The organism is Sporolactobacillus shoreae, assembly GCF_004684935.1.
Lineage (GTDB): Bacteria > Bacillota > Bacilli > Bacillales > Sporolactobacillaceae > Sporolactobacillus > Sporolactobacillus shoreae.
Genome location: NZ_SRJD01000002.1, coordinates 192809 through 212966, shown reverse-complemented (window position 1 = coordinate 212966; position 20158 = coordinate 192809). Strand labels below are relative to the sequence as shown.

The 20158-nt window shown below is 45.2% G+C and carries 20 protein-coding genes and 1 pseudogene; 3 read left to right on the top strand and 18 right to left on the bottom strand.

Annotated elements, in window-relative coordinates; all coding sequences use genetic code 11:
* The first annotated feature begins 307 nt into the window (after positions 1-307).
* The 3 genes from E4665_RS02915 (at position 308) to E4665_RS02905 (ending at position 2513) form a co-directional block, all read left to right on the top strand.
* Complete coding sequence (locus E4665_RS02915) at positions 308-913, top strand: phosphoribosylanthranilate isomerase (protein ID WP_135347310.1); 606 nt, start codon at positions 308-310, stop codon at positions 911-913.
* A 17-nt stretch (positions 914-930) separates the two neighbouring features.
* On the top strand, positions 931-1737 hold the full coding sequence (locus tag E4665_RS02910; RefSeq protein WP_174845437.1) for a BtpA family protein: 807 nt from the start codon (positions 931-933) through the stop codon (positions 1735-1737).
* 467 nt (positions 1738-2204) lie between these two features.
* Entirely contained in the window at positions 2205-2513 is a 309-nt protein-coding gene (locus E4665_RS02905) for a disulfide bond formation protein B (RefSeq protein ID WP_135347309.1), read from the top strand.
* A 98-nt stretch (positions 2514-2611) separates the two neighbouring features.
* On the opposite strand, the gene E4665_RS02900 is transcribed toward E4665_RS02905, so the two are convergent.
* The 18 genes and pseudogenes from E4665_RS02900 to E4665_RS02815 all read right to left on the bottom strand — a co-directional run bounded on the left by E4665_RS02900 (position 2612) and on the right by E4665_RS02815 (position 20076).
* Positions 2612-3769, bottom strand: a complete 1158-nt coding sequence (locus E4665_RS02900; RefSeq protein WP_135347308.1) for an RNA-guided endonuclease TnpB family protein — start codon at positions 3767-3769, stop codon at positions 2612-2614.
* Between the two features lie 336 nt (positions 3770-4105).
* A pseudogene (locus E4665_RS02895) lies at positions 4106-5029 on the bottom strand (TIGR01777 family oxidoreductase).
* Positions 5030-5235: 206 nt separating this feature from the next.
* The gene (locus E4665_RS02890) at positions 5236-6219 is read right to left on the bottom strand and encodes a C-terminal binding protein (protein WP_135347307.1); all 984 of its coding nucleotides are present in this window, start codon (positions 6217-6219) and stop codon (positions 5236-5238) included.
* 4 nt (positions 6220-6223) lie between these two features.
* On the bottom strand, positions 6224-7513 hold the full coding sequence (locus E4665_RS02885) for an aspartate aminotransferase family protein (protein WP_135347306.1): 1290 nt from the start codon (positions 7511-7513) through the stop codon (positions 6224-6226).
* A 219-nt stretch (positions 7514-7732) separates the two neighbouring features.
* Complete coding sequence (locus tag E4665_RS02880; RefSeq protein ID WP_135347305.1) at positions 7733-8368, bottom strand: class I SAM-dependent methyltransferase; 636 nt, start codon at positions 8366-8368, stop codon at positions 7733-7735.
* A gap of 8 nt (positions 8369-8376) precedes the next feature.
* Positions 8377-9018: a nucleotidyltransferase family protein gene (locus tag E4665_RS02875; protein WP_135347304.1), complete on the bottom strand. Its 642-nt coding sequence runs from the start codon at positions 9016-9018 to the stop codon at positions 8377-8379.
* Between the two features lie 80 nt (positions 9019-9098).
* Complete coding sequence (locus E4665_RS02870) at positions 9099-10202, bottom strand: ABC transporter substrate-binding protein (RefSeq protein ID WP_135347303.1); 1104 nt, start codon at positions 10200-10202, stop codon at positions 9099-9101.
* Positions 10203-10260: 58 nt separating this feature from the next.
* On the bottom strand, positions 10261-11046 hold the full coding sequence (locus E4665_RS02865; protein WP_135347302.1) for an ABC transporter ATP-binding protein: 786 nt from the start codon (positions 11044-11046) through the stop codon (positions 10261-10263).
* Positions 11043-12116 carry a FecCD family ABC transporter permease gene (locus tag E4665_RS02860; RefSeq protein ID WP_135347301.1) on the bottom strand — a complete coding sequence of 358 codons (1074 nt, stop codon included), beginning with the start codon at positions 12114-12116 and terminating at the stop codon, positions 11043-11045. Before E4665_RS02860 ends, E4665_RS02865 begins: the two co-directional genes overlap by 4 nt.
* A 68-nt stretch (positions 12117-12184) precedes the next feature.
* A complete protein-coding gene (gene moaC / locus E4665_RS02855; protein ID WP_135347300.1) occupies positions 12185-12670 on the bottom strand; it encodes a cyclic pyranopterin monophosphate synthase MoaC in 486 nt (161 codons plus the stop codon).
* Positions 12671-12684: 14 nt separating this feature from the next.
* Entirely contained in the window at positions 12685-12915 is a 231-nt protein-coding gene (locus E4665_RS02850) for a MoaD/ThiS family protein (RefSeq protein WP_135347299.1), read from the bottom strand.
* A complete protein-coding gene (locus E4665_RS02845) occupies positions 12912-13364 on the bottom strand; it encodes a molybdenum cofactor biosynthesis protein MoaE (protein ID WP_135347298.1) in 453 nt (150 codons plus the stop codon). Before E4665_RS02845 ends, E4665_RS02850 begins: the two co-directional genes overlap by 4 nt.
* 103 nt (positions 13365-13467) lie before the next feature.
* Positions 13468-13977, bottom strand: a complete 510-nt coding sequence (locus tag E4665_RS02840) for a MogA/MoaB family molybdenum cofactor biosynthesis protein (protein WP_135347405.1) — start codon at positions 13975-13977, stop codon at positions 13468-13470.
* Between the two features lie 78 nt (positions 13978-14055).
* Positions 14056-15318: a molybdopterin molybdotransferase MoeA gene (locus tag E4665_RS02835; RefSeq protein WP_135347297.1), complete on the bottom strand. Its 1263-nt coding sequence runs from the start codon at positions 15316-15318 to the stop codon at positions 14056-14058.
* Positions 15319-15425: 107 nt separating this feature from the next.
* Entirely contained in the window at positions 15426-16445 is a 1020-nt protein-coding gene (locus E4665_RS02830; protein WP_135347296.1) for a thiazole biosynthesis adenylyltransferase ThiF, read from the bottom strand.
* Between the two features lie 36 nt (positions 16446-16481).
* A complete protein-coding gene (gene moaA / locus E4665_RS02825; RefSeq protein WP_135347295.1) occupies positions 16482-17492 on the bottom strand; it encodes a GTP 3',8-cyclase MoaA in 1011 nt (336 codons plus the stop codon).
* A 16-nt stretch (positions 17493-17508) separates the two neighbouring features.
* Positions 17509-18570: an XdhC family protein gene (locus E4665_RS02820; protein ID WP_135347294.1), complete on the bottom strand. Its 1062-nt coding sequence runs from the start codon at positions 18568-18570 to the stop codon at positions 17509-17511.
* A gap of 219 nt (positions 18571-18789) precedes the next feature.
* Complete coding sequence (locus E4665_RS02815) at positions 18790-20076, bottom strand: cytosine permease (RefSeq protein WP_135347293.1); 1287 nt, start codon at positions 20074-20076, stop codon at positions 18790-18792.
* Between the last annotated feature and the right edge of the window lie 82 nt (positions 20077-20158).

Here is a 20158-nt window from a genome sequence, read left to right as displayed (position 1 = left end):
ACTAGAATATCATATCTGAGAAACCAGCGAATTTTCTGGCGTGAAATTATCAAAAAAGTTAAAATTCCATTTATCACTTAATTTTATCAAATTCTGTTTTTCCTTTCAAAGGCTGAAAATACAGAAACAGATTGGTCTGAAGCATTCATTTGCAGTACTACTATAAGACTATATCGGTCAAGTACATCGGATTTCAAGTACAATTTTATTATTATTTTTAAAATTGACGCACAATTCAAAACGTGATAGAATCCTTTTAACAAATCGATATATCATTATATCATATGAAGAAGGAGGTATATCATGAATGAGCAAAATAAAGATCTGCGGTATGCAGAGGGCTGAAGATATTCTCGCGGCGAATAAGGCTAGGCCAGATTTTGTGGGTTTCATTTTCGCTGATTTCGACCGACACTATATTACTGAAAAACAAGCAAGAGAATTTAAGTCCCTGCTCTCTTCGGATATCAAGTCCGTCGGTGCTTTTGTGGATGCACCCATTGACCATGTGATCAAGTTACTTAATGATGGCGTCATTGATCTTGCACAGCTCCATGGCAATGAGGATGAGCAGTACGTACGAACGGTGATGGAGAAGACACATAAACCGGTGATCAACGCGACCGGTGTGAAAAAACCGGAAGACATTAACAAAGTCATTTCAAGTTGTTCGGATTTTATCTTGCTGGATGCTCCCGGCGGATGCACCGGAAATACCTTTGACTGGAATCTGATCAAAGAGATCCACCGTCCGTTTTTTCTAGCGGGAGGAATCAATGTTACGAATATAGAAAGTGCCATTAATCGTTTTCATCCTTACTCAATAGATTTAAGTACGGGTGCGGAAACAGATGGCAAAAAAGATCCTGCCAAGATGATGGAACTAGTTAAGCTTGCCAGAAAAACCGGATGAGTTGGAGGGAACAAATAGTGTCCTGGATAAAAGAAGTATTTGATACGGAAAAACCAATCATTGCAATGTGCCATCTGCAGGCGCTCCCGGGAGATCCGGACTATGACGCGACAGGTGGAATGGATAAAGTCATTGTTTCTGCCAAAAATGATGTCATTGCCCTACAGGAAGGCGGCGTAGATGGCATCATGTTTTCTAACGAATACAGCCTGCCTTATTTAACAAAAGTAGAAACGGTTACTGTCGCGGCTATGGCTCGTGTCATCGGTGAATTAAGATCATTCGTCAAAATTCCCTACGGTGTGAATTGCCTCTGGGATCCGATTGCTTCTTTGGATCTGGCCGCCGCTGTCGACGCACAATTCATCCGTGAAATTATCTCCGGTGTCTATGCCAGCGACTTCGGCCTCTGGAACACAGATCCTGGCAAAACTGCGAGGCACCGATTACGCATCGGTGCTAAAAATGTAAAAATGTTCTACAACATTGTTCCCGAAGCGGCAAAATATTTGGCCGACAGAGATATTTCGGAAATTGCCAAAACAACCGAATTTAATAATAAACCGGATGCCATCTGCGTTTCCGGTCTCACGGCAGGCAGCGAGACGGACACTCAAGTCTTAAAAGTCGTGAAAGATGCTGTCCGGAAAACGCCTATTTTTTGCAATACGGGCTGCAATAAAGATAACATAGAGCGCCAATTGTCGGTCGCTGATGGGGCAATTTGTGCAACGACGTTTAAAGTAGACGGTATTTTTGAGAACCCTGTGGATTATAAACGTGTCAAAGAATTTATGGATATCGTTAAAGAATTTAGAAACTAAAAATGATTGGATTAACACTCAAGTCATTTCAGCGAAAGGCAAGAGTGAAACCATTACAGTCAGAGAATTGAGCACTTACTTGTCCGTTAGGCTTGAGCATATCGCCCCGGATGAACGAAGATGGGGCATTCTTTGATTCGCAGACCTGATGCGAGACAATCTTAATTTTAAGCAAATAGATGGCATCCCTTGATGACCGAAAGATCATTGGGGTGCCTTTTTTCATGCTTATTCCGGTCAGTGAGAGGGAGCGAAACAACAAAAAAGAAAGGAGACATTTTCCTCTCTACCTGCACAATTGCTACTTTTCCACAATAACTCCGGATCGGTCCTATCAGGCCACCCATTCTCATTTTCCGGTATAATGAGAGCGACGTACGTCTACACGAATTTTACAGAGTCGACCGATTCTGCCGTTAAGACAATAAAGAGACACACCTGACTTCTCAAATGAAAGGATGATTGAAATGAGCAACACGCAGCAATCCAACCGCTTCTTTCTTCTGATCGCATGGATCATCTCACTCACCGCGACCGGTGGTAGTCTTTTTTTCAGCGAAGTGATGCACCTCACGCCATGCACCCTTTGCTGGTATCAGAGAATATTAATGTATCCTTTAACCCTCAGTCTTGGCATCGCATTTTTCAGTAAAGATATTTCGATCAAAAAATATATTCTTCCTATTTCGATCCTGGGATTCATTATTGCCACCCACCATTACACCATTCAGATGTTTCCCATATACCCTTCTTGTGAACTACTCGGCTATGAATAGCCAAGTTTCTGGGAACACAGCTCACTTGCTTCGAAAATGCTAAAGTAGAGGCCACTGCTTTTTGACCAGGGCTCGTCCCGAACCCGCAGGCTCACTGCTTAACGACCAAAAGCGAGCTGCTTGATATTGATCGCTGCGTTGACGTCCCGATCGTGGTGCGTACCGCATTGCGGGCACGTCCATTCCCGGATAGCCAAAGCTTTCTTTCCATCGTCATGCCCGCACGTGGAACAGAGCTGCGACGTTTTATACGGATTCACAAGCTTGAGCTCTTTGCCGTACCACGCACTCTTATAGATGAGCTGCCGCCGGAGCTCACCCCACGCCTGGTTGGCGATCGCCCGGGCGAGTGTATGATTTCGAAGCAGATTTTTGGTTTTTAAGTTCTCTAGGGCGATTCGGTCATACGTCTTCACGAGTTGGGTCGTCAGTTTATGGAGCTTGTACGCCCGCTGGTTCGCTATTTTTTCATGAATCAAAGCCACTTGAAGGCGGGCTTTGGCTACGTTTTTAAAGTCCGCCAAGGTGCGGGGTACGGGCACCTTTTGGTGGTAGTCCCAAGCGATGGCTTTTTTCGCCCGCCGTTGCCGCCGAGCTAATGTTCGCTGCCAGACGCGGAGCTTATGCGCCAAGAGCTTGTCATGACGGCAGGTGCCCTGTCTTTGAACATCCGAACCCACGAGCAGGTCTTTTATGCCTAAATCATAGCCGATGGTTTTGCCGGTTTTCGGGAAGGTTTGGTTTTCGCCTTCCACGGTTAAGACGGCAAAGTATTTCCCTGTCGGCGTGCGGCTCAGGGTGACTTGTTTGATCGTTTCCGGGATCCGTTGTCCCGTTTTAAAGCGAAGGATTCCCAGTTTCGGCAGGCGAATCCCATGATCGCCGACGGGCTGGATGTTGCCCTTCACAAATTTCGAGGTATAGCTTTGCTTGAAGGCGTGTTTGGCTTTGAACTTAGGATGCCCTTTTTCTTTTCTAAAGAACGCGTGAAAGGCTTCGATTAAATGTTGATTGGTGACCTGCAGGCTGGTGCTCTCCGCATCTTTAAGAAAGGGATGTTCCTTTTTCAGCAGGGGAAGCAAGTGATTCAGAGCATAAGCAGTCAAAAAAGAAGCCTTGGGATTATTTTCATGCCGCTCATTGAGCATTGCCAGCATCTGATTCCAAACAAAACGCACACAGCCAAAGTTTTGAGCCAATTGCCGGCGTTGCTGTTTGTTGGGATAGATTCTCAATTTTAAGCCCTTCGTAACCATGGGATTCACCTCCTTCCGAGATAATTATAGCACGTTTGTTCTCATTTCAACACGGGATTGAGAGGTTATCTCTTGTCAGTACGGGATTGCCCAAGACGCAGATTCATCTCGTCATTAAAATTGACGAGTTTTCTCCGCTGGCAACCCTTAAATAAAATATGTACTCTGTCCGCCCCTTGTACGGTGCAAGATTTTTCTCTGTTCAGCTTTATCACCATCCCATTCATGTCAGGAACCGCTTTTCTCTTAATTACTCTCTCCATGATTCTTGTGAAAGCAAAACCAGCGGTGATTTCAAGCCATTCCAGAGAAAAATCAGTCGACATGTAAATCCGATCATTTTTTCAACAAATCAACAAGCGCCGCCTCAAGTGAATCAAAATGGAAACGGAAGCCAGCATCCAGCGCTTTTTGCGGCAAAACACGTTGGCCTTCGATTACCATAAGGCTGCTCTCGCCGAGAATGAGTCTGATCAATGATTTCGGAACGTTCAGCCAGTATGGGCGCTTCATGACTTTCGCCTGGGTCTGTCCAAAGAAACCCATCGTAGCGGGATGGGGTGATGTAAAATTGACGGGACCCACGACTTCCTTATGAGCAATGAGGAAGTCAGCGAGACGTACAAGATCATCGATATGAATCCACGATAGCCACTGTGCACCGGACGCGATGCGGCCGCCGAGAAACAGTCGGTAGGGAAGATTCAACAGAGGAAGCGCCCCCCCTGTTTTCCCCAGCACAATGCCAAATCGTGCGCAGACTGTCCGCACCCCGTAATCCTCTGCCTTGAGTGCAGTTTCTTCCCAACTGAAGGTCAGACGGCTGAGAAAATCGCTGTCCCCCCAACCCGACTCTTCTGTGAATACGGCTGTTTCGGAAGTCCCGTAATAGCCGACAGCAGATGCCTGAATCAGAAGATCCGGTTTTATCTTTGCCCCACTGATCCAGTGAATGATTGCTTCGGTCGTTTGCAGACGGCTTCTGACCAGAAGTGCTTTTCTTCTCCGCGTCCATCTTCCTCCGTTGATCGGAGCTCCAGCCAGATTGATGATGATGTCCACCGGATCTGGAAACCGGACCGATCGATCATTCAGATCCTTTCCTGTCCATTGAATGTAATGGACACGGCTTTAAGGGGCAAAGCTACTGGAAGTTTTCCGGGTTAATATATATAGATTGCAATCCTCTTTAAGAAAGTAATGAATCAGTGCCTGTCCAATAAATCCGCTGCCTCCGGAAATAACAATATTTTGAGTCATCTTCACAGTCCTCCTTAGAGCTGTATCAAATTTACCGAACTTAAGATCCGCCTGACGGAATATTGCAGTCCGCCTTCAGCCACATCCCCGTCGTTAATTACCCACTTTTACATTCTAATCGATTCCCGGATAATCCTTCGCTTCACGAAAGTTTAAGATTATTAGGCACATGTGTCAACAGGCATCTCAGAAGTTCATGAGAACATCTACTTCATTACATCCTGATTGACTAAATGGGACGGCCTTTGATTTTTACTCAACCGCTGAACGAGCTGTTCCAGCGCTATTTTTCTTGCATTGTAAAAGGAATCTTCGGAAACAAAAGCGGCGTGAGGGGTAATGATTGTGTTGTCGAGGGCAAATAAGGGGCTTTCTTCAGTTGTTTCATCTTCAATGACATCAACCGCCGCGGCTTTGATTTCGCTGTTATTTAATGCCTTCACCAGTGCTTTTTCGTCAACGACCTTGCCGCGCGCAGTGTTGATCAGAAAGGCACTCTTTTTCATCATCTTTAATTCTCTTTCAGCAATGAGATGGGTGGTCGAATCGGTGAGCGGACAATGCAGCGACAGGATGTCCGACTGTGTCAACAATTCTTCAAACGTCTCGGCTTTCTCGGCGCCGTATCCCTCTAAAAAGGCTTTCATCTTTGTCGGCGCATAGACAAGAACCCGGACCTTTAACGCTCGAAGCATCGGCATCATCGCTTGGGGAATACTGCCGAAAAAGTAGAGCCCGACGGTTTTGCCGGTCAGTCGATTCGTCTTATAGCCATATAAGGGATCCCATTTTCCCTGCCGAACGGAGCGATCGAGCAAGGTGATTTTTCGCGTCAGATCAATCATCAGCCCGATGGCATGCAAAGCCACCTCCTCTGAGCAGAAACCGGGACAATTGGTGACGTACACCCCATGATCTGTCGCCGCTTTGACATCCACATTATCGACGCCAATGGCCTGAAGCGAAATAATCTTTAATTTTGGCAATTGTTCAATGATCGTTCGAGTCATCTGCTGATATTCGACGACAACCCCCTCTGCCTCCCTGGCATGGGCAGTAAAAGTTTTCTCGCCGGCATAATCTTTGACCTCAATCAGATCGATATCCTGAATCCCCCACTCGATTAACAAATCACGTTCAAAATCCAGGCTGTCGTCGATGTTGTAATAAAGGACTTTCTTTTTTGCCATAAAATCAGTCCTCTCTTTTGGGGCAGACCTGGCTCAAAACGTGGTCAATAATCGCGATCCCCTGATCAATTTCTTCCTTCCTCACATTCAGCGGTGTAGCAAACCGCATCCCGTTGTTGTGCACACCACAGGAGAGCGTCAGCAATTTATTTTTCAAACAGCCTGCCCGGACTTTTTCCAGAATATCTCCTGCCGGAGTGCCGTCCGGATGCGAGAATTCAATCGCCAGCATTAATCCAAGTCCGCGCACGTCAGAAATACAGTCGTATTTTTTCTGAAACTCTTTTAATCGATCTCTTAAATAAGCGCCCGCTCGATTCACGTGATCCAGCACATTCGATGCTTCAAATTCATCCAGCACTGCTAAAGCGGCCGCTGCGCATACTGGGTGGCCGCCGAATGTCGTTCCATGCATGCCCGGATGCCACTCGGCCATTATTTCCGGTGTGGAAACCACCGCACTCATCGGCAGGCCACCGGCGATCGCTTTGCCCACAGTCATAATATCCGGCACCACGTCAAAATACTCGCTGGCAAACATTTTGCCCGTTCTCCCGTAACCGGACTGAATTTCATCCATTATCAGCAAAATACCGTACTGATCGCAGCGGCTGCGAATGCCCTGAACGAAGGTTTTCGACGGAACGACATACCCTCCTTCACCCTGAACCGGCTCCATAATGATCGCCGCCACCTGATCCGGGGCAATTAAATTCTGAAAAAGGTGATCCAGCTCATTCAGGCAAAACGCTGTTCTCTCTGATTCACTGAATCCTTTCGGGCACAAATCTTTCGAAGGATAGGCTGTAAAGTAGACGGAACCTACCAATCCTTCATAATACCTTCGATATTTCGCGTTCGACCCGGTCACTGACAGCGCCCCAAATGTCCGCCCGTGGAAGGAGCCCTGAAAAGCAATGATTGCCGGCCTTTTCGTATAAGCTCTGGCCAGCTTCAAAGCGCCATCCACCGCTTCAGCCCCACCATTGGAAAAAAACACGGAGTTCAGCCTGCCTGGCGTCACTTCTGAAAGTCGCTTGGCAAGCTTAAGTGTGGCCGGATAATTTACCAAATTAAATGAGGCATTGATCAATTGTTTCGCCTGTTCCGTAATCGCTTCAACAATCTTCGGATGGCAATGTCCCAGTGCATTGACCGCGATGCCCTGAACAAAATCCAGATACCGATCACCATGACTGTCGGTCAGATAGCAGCCCTGACCGCTTTCCACAATCAGATCTGTTGCCTTGGCGAGCGCCGGACTCAAATAGGGCTGATAATCTTCAAATTTCACGCTCATGCCCCCATGAAATGCCGTTTGATATATGGTATTTGGCGTTCATGGGAATATGCCCAGATTTTAAAGTGGAAGTTTTGGTGAAGAGGAACATAGTCCTGATACTTAACCCATCAGAACCTCTTCGTGTCAAAGAAAAAGCAATGAGCGGTAAGTCGAATTATGGATTCGCCTAATTCTGAATGATCATCTATTTCTCTGTCTCTCTTCGCTGATTCAATTCCTTCTCCCGATGTAGACCAGACCATTTGAAAGATGTCCGTTCATTGTCGTATAGACTACATTTTCCATCTCCAAATCCCTGAATTCCTTCGTCCATTCTCTTACTCGATCTTGACTGTGATGGCGCAGAATTGCCCCGTCAGGAAGTTCAAAAACACCATAAGTCTGATACTTTTGCTGATATTTTTTATATCTGGCGATATTTCGTTCATCTTCATTGAGTAAAAAGTCATTAATGTAGATAATTCCCTTGGGTTTAAGTACTCTCCTTAATTCTGAGAGAATTGTGTCTTGTTCTTTATCCTTGTAAACACAGGTCAGAACCGCAAAAAGCAATACAGCGTCAAAAGTATGATCAGGGAAGGGCAGTTTGCCGCTTTTCACGGCTCTCAAATCCACCCCACCAGTACTGTTTCGCCGGGCACGGCTGATCATTTCCGCTGAGAAATCCACACCGTAGAGATGGGCGAACCGCCGCTCTTTCAGTTCCAGCAGCGTTCGTCCATAGCCGCATCCGTAATCGAGAATGGCTGCTTCTTCAGAGACATATTTTCGAAATAAATTGAATTGAAACGGTGTTGTAAACTGCTTTTGAGCTGCCACTTTATCCCAATACCCTTGCTGATCCATGGCTGACCTCACACCTTCTTTCCATTGCATTCATTTAAAAGCTGCCTGTAGTCGGCCGGTGTATCGATATCCGGTGGATACGGGCTATCACTGTTGATACAGGCAACAAACGGTCCATTTGCCTTAATGATCCAGCGCGCACCGATGTCCCCATTTAACTGCGATAAATCATCAAAAAAGGGTTTTGAAAATAAAGTCGGGTGACCCTTTCTTCCATCAGCATATCGCGTTTGCATAATCACCTTTGCAGATGTATCCTCAGAATTGAATCGGCTGTTAAAAAAGAGGACAGCTGAATTTATGTCTTCTTGCTTAATCTGTGGCTGATCACCAAGCAAAACAACAGCGGCATCCGCTTCATCTGAAATACTCCTGATACCTGCAGCAAGACTGGACCCCAGCCCCTGCTCAGGATTTATATTTTTAACAACATCACAGCGAAACCGCAACGCCACATTCAAGCGCTTCGAATCGTTTTCAGGTAAAACAGCAATGACTCCACTTAACAACGACTGCGATGCCGTTTCCAGCACATGTCCCAGAAGCGGAGCATTGTTCCAATGAAGCAACAGTTTCTGCCTTCCCATTCGTCGTGAAAAACCGCTTGCCAGCACGATCCCATAAATTTTTGCAGACCTGTCCGATACCATGGATTCTCATTCCTTTACAGTCCATTTCTTCAATCTGGAAAATCGTTTTAGAGATGAATAAAATAAACGGGACTTATAGGTTAAGGATTCTGTCCATTTAAAATCTTTTTAGCGTCAGTGCTGCTCAGGTCGTAATTCAAGAATTCCTTATAAAACTTTTGGGTTTCCTTGATCATATTCAGATTTTGGAACTGGGCAGGATGAAGAAATTGAGCTAGCCACTGAAATTGGAGGGCTGCTTCCATCCCGTATCTGTCCCAGAGAAAAACACCGGCCGGATTAATGTATACTTTCTTGTTCTTAACAGCGTTCACCTGGCTCCACTGCTTATTACTGTAAAGCTGGTCAAGCGTTTTAATCGGACTGTTCTTATCCGTCAGTGTGCTCTGACCCACCAGAATAATATCCGGATTCCATTTCAATACCTGTTCAAGTGATACCGGTCGTTTATTTCCAGTAATTTGCGCGGCATCTTTTGCTCCACTTGCCTTAATCCACTCATCGACGATTGTTCCTTTCCCATCAATGGTCAGTGGATTAAATGATTCAATATGTAAAATAGAGGGCTTCTGGTTATCCGGTATTTTCGAGGTTACAGCAGTCACCGCTTTAAGCCGATTATCCAAGTAAGTATTGAATTGAGCGGCTTTGGCGGGAGCGCTCCCTCCCAGCGTCTGGGCCGTCGTGTCCACTACTTTCTTGAGATCAGCATAGTTCTGGAAAATTAATTGTACTGTCGGAATACCAAGTTCCTGAGTTTTGGCCACCAACTTAGACTGTGTCGGCATGAACAGAACATCAGGATTTAGCTCGGCCAGTGTCTCAGTGTTTACGGTGGTATTAGTAAATATTGTTTTTGAATGTCTCATTTCCGGAAAAACTTTGTATAGCCATGGGTAAGCATTTTTCCCGTCAATACTCGCAACGATTTTGTTCGCTCCGCCGAGCATTGCTGCAATTTCAACATGGGCGGGCCATGCATCCGCAATGGTATTCACTTTCTCAGGAACCTTAACTTTAGTACCTGTTGAGTCAGTTATAATCTTAACCTTTTTGGCCTGTGAAGCAGAACTGGAACTGCTGCCTGAACCTGATCCTGTACTTGAAGAACTACATCCAGCCAGCAGAAGTAGAGAGCAAAGTCCAAAGATAAGTACCCGTGAAACAAAATTTTTTATTCTCATCATTATCGCCCCTTAAATTTTAGTGATTTTTTTTGTTTTTGATTGTCATGGTGATCCATCAACTACCCAGCAATGGAACACAGGATTTTACATTCTGACCGCTCTCATCAGTTGTCGAAATAATTTTAACGGAAATCCCGTATGCCTCTTTCAGATTCTCCTCCGTAACAATCTGATCAGCAGTTCCTATTTTGAACATTCTGTTTTTTTGCATTAAAACAACTTTCGTTGAACACAGAAAGGCATGGTCCGGAAAGTGGGAGGTCATGATGATACCCAGACCTCTTTTGGATAAGTTCACAATTTGCCTCAGTACTCTGACCTGATTTCCAAAATCAAGATTCGACGTGGGCTCGTCCATAATCAAAAGTTCCGGATCCTGGGTCAGAGCCCTGGCAATGAGCACCATTTGCCGCTCCCCGCCACTGATCTCCGAATAGATTTGATCCTTCAGATAACCGATCCCCAGCAGTTCCAAATTTCGCTCAGCGATCCGCGCGTCTTCTTTCCCGGGCGACACAAGTGTGCCAAGATAGGCTGTCCGTCCCATAATGACCACATCTTTAACTGTAAAGGGAAACGTGGCGGTATGGGACTGAGGCACATACCCAATCATTTGTGCCAGCTTTTTTCTACTCAGGGTTCTTATATCTTGGTGATCGATACTGATTTCACCTGACTTCAATTTCAGGAATCCCAGTATCGTTTTAAATAAAGTCGTTTTACCTGCGCCATTGGGACCGAGTATGCACAGTATATCGCCGGCTTTCACATTCAGCGAAAGCCCTTCTACGATAACTTTCGATCCATAACCACAGGAAACCCGATCTAAGTTTAGGATCATATCCAGGCCCTTCTTCCTCTGAACAGTAAATAAATAAAGAAGGGGGCACCAATCAAAGAAGTCAGTATGCCTAGCGGAATTTCCGCAGTGAACAAACTCCGTACCATATCATCGACAAGCAATAAATAGATGGCGCCAATCAGCATCGAGGCCGGCAACGCCACCCGATAATTCGGTCCGACGACCATTCGAGCCAAATGAGGAATGATCAGTCCGACCCAGCCGATGATTCCACCAACGGAAACTGATGCCGCAGTTATCAGGGTAGAGCAAACGATTATGATGATCTTCATTCTGAAAGTATTGATTCCAAGTGATCTGGCCTCTTCATCACCAAAGGACAGGACATTTAAATTCCATCTCAGTAAATACAGTGGCACGAGCCCGATAACCATAGGAATGATCATAATCAGCAGATCATTCGTCGTTATGGTGGAAAGACCGCCCATTAGCCAGAAAGTGATTTCAGGCAGTTTGTTTTCTGGATCGCCTGCATATTTAATCAGTGAGATAAACGCCTGTGTCAGGCTTGAAACAACCATACCGGTCAGTATCAGGCTCAGCACCGATCCTTCACCGCCGCGGTTAATTACTGAATGGATTCCAACGGTGAAAAAGACTGCCGCAAGCCCAAATGCAAAAGAAATCATTTGAACCTCTACGGAGTTAAAAGCAAGAAGCAAGCCGATTGCCGCCCCGAGACCTGCTCCACCTGACGCTCCGAGAATATCCGGGGCAACCATCGGATTTTTGAACAGCCCCTGGTATGACGAACCAGCCGCAGAAAGGGCGCATCCAATTAAAACAGCCGCGACGATTCTCGGCATTCGGACATTAAATACAACGTTCTCAATTCCCGTATTCGAGAAAACCGTTCCGGTTAATTTGGCGTAAAAAGCCTGAATAACCTCGCTTATCGAGATCGGGTAGCTGCCAACCAGAAAGGATAGTACAAAAACGATAACCAATATAATTAATAAAAGACCATTAATGTAGAAATGATGTGCCTTTACTTTAGGTTGAGAAAATTGAATTTCACTTTCCCGATAGACGTCTTCTGCTAATTTCATTTAAGACCCTCCTTTCTAGGTAAGTTACGCTGCAGATTTTGTGTCATCATTTATTAATGCGGCGGCCCTTACGACTCCCTGGAAAAGTCACCATTTTTCCCGCCGCTTTTCTTGAGCAGATAGGTCTGGCCAATAGTCATACCGCGGTCAATCGCTTTACACATATCATAAACGGTCAAAGCACAGACCGATGCAGCAGTCAGAGCTTCCATCTCAACACCTGTATTCCATTTGGTTTTCACAAACGAATCAATGATTAATTCATAGTCTTCATTCTCAATCTCCCATTGAAAACTTAAATCGACTCCTGTCAAAGGAAGAGGATGACACATCGGGATGATTTCCCACGTTTTCTTCGCTGCCATAATTCCAGCTACCTGGGCGACGGATAGTACATCTCCCTTTTTCACTTCTCCCTGCGTTATCTTCTCATAGACTTTCTGAGAAACGATGATACTTGATCTGGCTTCTGCCCTCCGAAATGTTTCCTCTTTCTCGGATACATCAACCATCCGTGCATGCCCTTGAGCGTTAAGATGAGAAAATTCAGCCATTGATTACCTCTCCTTTATCCCCCGCTGACAGGTGGGATCATCGCAACAACGTCTCCATCGTGAATCATATCGTAATCCGCAGCATATTCTTCATTAATCGCGACCATCACGTCTTTGGTCTGAAACTTGTATCGATCCTGCATCTGCTTCTTCAGATCCGCAACGGAAAGCGGCTGATAATCCAGCAATAATTTGTTTTCACCAACCTGATCCTTCAATTGGGCAAACAATAGAATTCGAATCATAACCGAGCCACACCTCCCCTTTCTTTGAAAGATACGGTTTCTGTTTGATTTCCGACCCATAGCTTTCCATCCGTCCAATGCTCTTTCTTCCAGATTGGAACTAGTTTTTTAATGTGCTCAATCGCATAACGGTTAGCCTCATAGGCATCCTGACGATGCGGTGAAGATACAGCAATGGCAACAGCGACATCGCCTATCTCTAATCGTCCGATCCGATGAACAATCGCAACTCGCGTATCCGGCCATTTTTCCCTGATCTCTTTTCCTATCCTGCTAAGCATGGATCGCGCCATTGACTCATAGGCCTCATACTGCAGATAGAGTGTCTGCTTTTCGCCGGTCATCTCACGGACAGTCCCTACAAAGGTAACAACGGCTCCGGCATTATGATGCATGACTTGTTTCATGACATGATCGATTGAGATTGGAGTGGTAACAATATCAAACATGACTTCTTCCCCCTATACATCCACAGATCCAAATTCCGCTTTTTAGCTGGTCATTGAAGATAGCCGCTATAATTTGTACGTTGGGATCTCTTTTCCTTCACATTTATTGCCTTTTTAATTCCCAAACGACATGTGCAAGTTCCGGAAGAATGAGTTGACGCATCGCCAGGCGAACAGCCCCGGTCGAACCGGGCATTGAAAAAATCGCTTTGCCCAACAGAGTTCCAGCAACCGCACGGCTCATCATTGCCGCACTTCCGATATCTTCGGTGTAGCTGATCATTCGAAATAATTCTCCGAATCCTGTTATTTTCTTCTCGATCAGGCTGCTAACCGCTTCAATCGTTACATCCCTTTTAGTAATGCCTGTTCCGCCATTTGTCAGAACGACATCCACATGCTCGTCAGAACAACCGGATAACACGGCCCTTTGGATTGATGCTTTTTCGTCTTTTACAACCTCATATGAAGATACGAGGAAGCCATGCTCCTGAATCAGTTCGATCATCGCCATACCACTCTTATCCGTTTCCCGGGTACGCGTATCCGATATCGTGATGACTTTACACGATACCTGCTGGTCAGCTAATTTCTTATGTTCCTCTGCACTCATCTGCTGCACCCCGCAAACCTTCTATTATATAGTGACCACAGGTCCATCATTTCTTAATTACAGGTCTGATTTTGGGCATTACCACGGCCATTTGCTGCCTTCATTACTTTCAAGCAGCAATACATCAATAACATCGCCCTTTGAAAAACCATTGCTTCCTCCAGGTAACACAGAGAGCGCATCTGATGAGGCAAGGGTTGACACCATATTCGGCTTATCGGCACCAACAGGCACTACTTCCAAACCATCGTTTCCGTAGGCAAGATGACTTCTTATAAAACGTGAAAAAGAATTAGCGGGAAAATTGCCCTGAAATTTTGCTCTGATCTTTTTCAGATGAGGGTCTTTTGAAGCAAGCAGGCTTTTAATAACCGGTCGGACCAGAAGCTCAAATCCCACATAGCATGACGACGGATTGCCTGAAAGGCCGTACAATAATTTTCCATTCAGCTCAGCAACGGTGGTCACACTTCCAGGGCGCATGGCAACTTTATTAAACAGCACCTCCGCCCCCAGTTTCTTATAAATAGCAGGTAAATAATCAAAATCTCCGACGGAAACTCCTCCCGATGTAATCAATAGATCGAGATCCTCGAGTGCGCTGGAAACTGCTTTATAGCTCACATCAAAATCATCGATTAATTTTCCTAAGTAAAGGGGTTCGGCACCTGCCCGCCTGAGCTGCGCCTGAAGCATCGAAGCGTTGCTGTTCCTGATTTTCCCCGGGACCAGCGGTTCATCCACATCCAGCAATTCAGTCCCAGTCGCAAAAATGCCGATCCTCGGCTTTTTCATTACTTTGACGCTTGCGTAACCAAATGTGGCCAGGACTGCACAGATACCGGGATTAATGTACGTTCCCTTCGGAAAAAGCAGCGCTCCATTTTTCATATCCTCGCCTTTGTGAAACAGATCGCTGCCTGATTTAATCGGCCGATCAATATCTATAAATTTCCGACCGCTTTTTTCATACTCCTCGGTCAGTTCAAACATGATCGCCGCGTCGCATTGATCCGGCATCTGAGCGCCAGTCATAATCCTGACTGTTTGAAAGGGTTTAATTTCTTTAGAAGCGATAAAACCAGCACCGATTTCTTCAATCACCTCAAGCGTGACAGGATGCTCAGGACTGGCCGTCGTCAGATCCTGAGACCGAACCGCATATCCGTCATAACGGGACCGATCGAAATGCGGAACGTCATGGTCCGCAATCAGATCTTCTCCAAGGTAGCGCCCATACGATTCTTCCAGGGCCACTGTCTCCGGACTCCCACTGAGCGCGTAGTGCATCACGGCTGCCACTGCCTCACTGACAGGTATGGGTTTTCTTTTTTCAACCATAACCCGATTCTCCCTTATCTTTTCACTAGTCTGCTTCGTTTACTGGATGAAATTTCTCCGTATCATGTAACTCGAAAGGATTCGCTGAAGCCATTCGTTTCTACTTATTAACCGATGATTCTCTGATAGACCGTCCTCGCATAACTTCTGTCCTTTGTCCCGTGAATCAACGCACGCCCATCTTTAAAAAGGACTAAACGTTCCTTCGCGTACTGAACGGACATCAGATAAGGATTCGCCTTGACATCATAGCCAATCCGTTTAAGCCTTTCTGACATAGTGACAAAGTTCAACTCCACCGGTTTCGGCGGACGTACCTGCACGGTTTCGCGGCCGCATAAAACCGTCGTTTTCGTTAGGTTAGACCGGGACAGGAACGGATACGTCCGTTTCTTCCCACAGGACAAACACTCATCATTCCTTGCCTTCGAGACTTTAATTCCATAATATTCATTATTCCAGAGATCAAAAGTAACAAAAGTCGTTCTGACCGCTTCCCAGTCCTCAACTAATATCTTTAGCGCTTCTGAAGTCTGATGAGCGGCAACCATTTGAACGACAGGTGCGATGATTCCTCCGGTTTCACAGGTCAGCCCCTTGATTGGGATGCTTTTCAATAAGCAGTTCATACAAGGTGTTTTGCCCGGTATTATTGTAAAACTCATCCCATAACTTCCGACACATGCTCCGTAAATCCAAGGAATATTTAATTTCTGGGATAAATCATTAATCACAAATCGAGTGTCGAAGTTGTCCGTCGCATCAATGATTAAATCTGCATCCCGAAGCAAGCCTTCCAGATTGTCTACTGTTGCATCCACCACTCTGGCAGTAATCGAAACCTCCGAGTTTATTTCCTCCAAATGCTTCTTAGCTGCTATCGCTTTGGGCAGCTTCAATTCAGCGTCGCTTTCCGTGTAGAGTTGCTGGCGATGAAGGTTACTCCATTCAACATAATCTCTGTCAATGATTGTCAGTTGGCCGACGCCTGAGCGTGTCAGGATCTCAGCATTCACCGAGCCCAGAGCTCCCGCACCGACCAGCACGACATGCTTGCTGCATATCATTTTCTGGCCCTTCACACCAATATTCGAGAAGAGTTCCTGTCTTGAATATCGATTGTCCATCTCAGATCATCCTTTTTTTATTGAGTGCCTGTTTCTTCATCCGCCGATATAGGACATTTCAATTTTTTTATAGCCCTGATGATCTTTAATTAATTGTTGACGTTCTTCCGAATACCGGTCTCTTCTGAGTGACCAGATATTTTTTAATCTTTCCAGTATCATCGAATCGGTAACCCCCGAACGGAGATAGGCTTTCAAATCGTTTCCCTTAGCCGCAAATAAACAGGTATATAATTTACCGTCTGCTGAAAGGCGGGCTCTCGTACAATTTGAGCAAAATGTATCCGTTACCGATGAGATAATGCCAATCTCCTTATTTGTTCCTTTATATAGAAAGCGTGAAGCAACTTCACCCCTGTAATTTGGTTCCAGCGCTTCAAGCGGCATTTCCTGATTGATCATGTCAAAGATTTTTTTCTTTGAGACAACATTGTCCATTTTCCAGCCGTTGACATTCCCCACATCCATATATTCGATGAAACGAAGAATACAATCCGTTTTCCGAAAATATCTGGCCAACGGAAGGATGTCCTGTTCATTTATACCTTTCTGAACGACCATATTCACTTTAACAGGCAGACCCGCATCTTGAGCCGCTTTTATCCCGTTCAGCACTGTTTTTACTTTTGTACCTCTGCCATTCATGAATCCAAACTTTTCATCATCCAGGGAGTCGAGGCTTACAGATACGCGGTCAAGGCCGCTTTCTTTCAATTGCCTGGCGTACTTTGGCAGCAGAACACCATTCGTTGACATCGCTATATCCTTCAGACCGTCAATATCCCGCAGCATAAAAACAAGCTTGCTAACATCTTTGCGCAGGAGGGGCTCGCCACCCGTAATACGGATCTTTTGTACACCTAATTTCACAAACAGTTGAACGAGACGTTTCAACTCATCAAAAGTCAACAGCTGATCCTGTGGCAAAAATGGAAAATCGGGACCAAATATTTCCTTTGGCATACAATAGCGACATCTGAAATTACAACGGTCGATAACGGATATTCTTAAATCCCTGAGGGGACGTCTCAATTGGTCTGTCAGCATTTTTTTCACCAACAATCTATTTGATCAGTTCTTTCTGACTGCTTGTTTCATTTTTTAACTGGATGAGTTCCGCCATAATGCTGACGCTTATTTCCTCCGGCCCTTCCGCATCAATGTTCAGCCCGATCGGCGAGCGAACCCAGTCAGGCACTTCCTTTCCGGAGTTCAGCCGTACAGTCCTTCGGTGCGGCCCAAGAAAGCCCAGGTACTTAGGGACTGCGGAGCCCGTTGTAAGGAAGTGGGTCATGACTTGTTGATCCCACTTAAAATTGTGTGTCATCACAAGAACATAACTGTTATCTTTGATCTCTGCATGGCTGAAATAATCATCCGGATGTTCAAGTATTCTGGCTTCTGCATCAGGAAAATTATGATCCGTATTCAAGCTTCCTCTTGGGTCAATTACGGTCACCCAAAAATCCAGTTCAGAGGCTAATCTTACCAGCGGTATCGCATCCGGACCGGCTCCGAAGACATACATCACTTCTCTTGGTTTGTAATATTCAAATAAAAAATCACTTTCAAGTGAAGGTATTTTGACAAAGCCGATTTTTTGCCCACTTTTCAAGAAGGTTTCCAAATCAGACGACAGACTTTTCGAAATTTCGTGATCATCGATATGATTTACGGTACTGCCATTAGGATAATAGAGGTGAAAAACTTTGTCTTTGAATTTTCCACCAATACATCTGACAGAAACAACACTTTTTCTTTGATCAAGTAACTTATAAATTTCATTCCATTCCGGAGTATTCTCCCAGCTGACAGGCTCCAAATAGATCTCAATATTTCCATTGCAGCCCGCGCCTTGTCCCCACCCGAGGTCATCAATTGATCTCATATCATAAGATAAAGTTTGGGTTTTAGAAGATTGAATCACTTCCTGCGCATGGTAATTTAAATCTTCCTCTAAGCAACCGGCGCTGATTGTCCCATAGCGATTACCCTGCTCATCAATCAGCATTCTGGCGCCAGTGTGTCGATAGGCAGATCCATCGATATGAATAATTGTGGCCATTGCAAACTTATTTCCACTCCGCTGTTTCACCTTTGACAATGCCCGGTAAAAATCATTCATAATAGATAACTCCTTTCTTTTCAAATCGACATAATATTAGATAAATCTACAATACTTTCATTTTACAGATCATTTTGAAAATATTCCATTCAAGACAATCAATAGATCTGATTAACACCCAGCCCCGTTAAAAACGAGGGGGAGGTTTATTCATGCATGCGTTTTTAGACACGATGTCCATCCTTCCCATGATTTATAAATTGTGATCGTCGGATCGGATCATGCTTCAGCTTTTTCTCGATCATTGATTGAGATGATCCAATAGACAATCCCTGCTACGACTAAGCCCACGATTGCGGTTGAGAAATGCGGCATCTGAAAATTAACAAATAACGCGACGGCCGATCCAATAGCCCAGGCAATGAACGGTTTTAACCGGTAATTTTCTCCGATCAATGCTTTTTTTCTGATAATAAACTGATCAACAAGAATAATCGCGCCAATTGGCGGAACCAGAATGCCAAGCACAGTTAACCAGCTGATGAAGTAGCTGTAAATTCCAAGAATCGCAACAATAATGCCAATGATTCCGAGAACAATTGTTGTTATTCTCATTTTCCCGCCAATAATGTGTGACCAGCCGACTGCTGCGTTGTAGAGAACATGTGAGCACACAGATCCGAGATTAATGAACAGGAAGAGAACCGCAATAACAGACCAGAAACCGCCTTGCGCCGCAATAAAACGAAATACATCCGTATTTACGGCAGCAGCTGTGATTACCCCGCCAAAGAACATGGCAACAAACTGAGCAAAAGGGAACGCCAGAGATGTGGCAATTAATGCGTGCCCTGGATTCTTTGCCCAACGGTTATAATCAGCGCCCATAGTCCCAGCATCAGCAAAGAGCGCGATAATGAGCGTAAGTGCCAGGCCGAAGGTGATCGGTGCTGAAGTTGATCCCTTATAGGCAGCAATCGTTCCCCAACCTGATTGGGAAATGACACTCGCAATAGTCCAAATTCCAAAAATGAAGAAGAGTGGTGCTGAAATGGCGCCGATAATCGAGAGGCCTCTGATCCCAATGAAGGTTACAATCATATAAATCAGTCCGGCAATGAGCGTTGCCAAAAGTAAGTTCGTGCCGAACGCCGTATTCATGAAGGTCCCCGTCATACCTGTCTGAACAGCGAACCAGCCGACAACTAGTGTTGACAGCAGACCCGACCCCAACATATATCCTTTTTTACCGAAAGTCGTTGATGCCTGCAATGCAAAATTATAACCACGCTTTGCTGACAAGACGCCAAGTAAACCAACGTAACCAAACATGATCAGATTACCAATGACAATGGCTAACATTCCCTGCATAAAACCTAATCCCGCAACAACCTGTGAGCCAGTCAATGCACTTGTTAATATCATCGGAAAACCAATCCATACAGAGGAAACAGACCACAGACTTTTTCTTGCTCCCACAGGGACAGCAATGTGTTCGTACTCGTTTTCCAGGACAGTTCCAGTTTCGACGACGCCTTGATCGGGTATAGCAGTAGTTTTTTGCATTTTAAATCTCCTTTTTTCCGAATTTTTGGATAATTTATAGTTCACCAATAACATTTTTAGATGCTATTGGTAGGACTCAAAT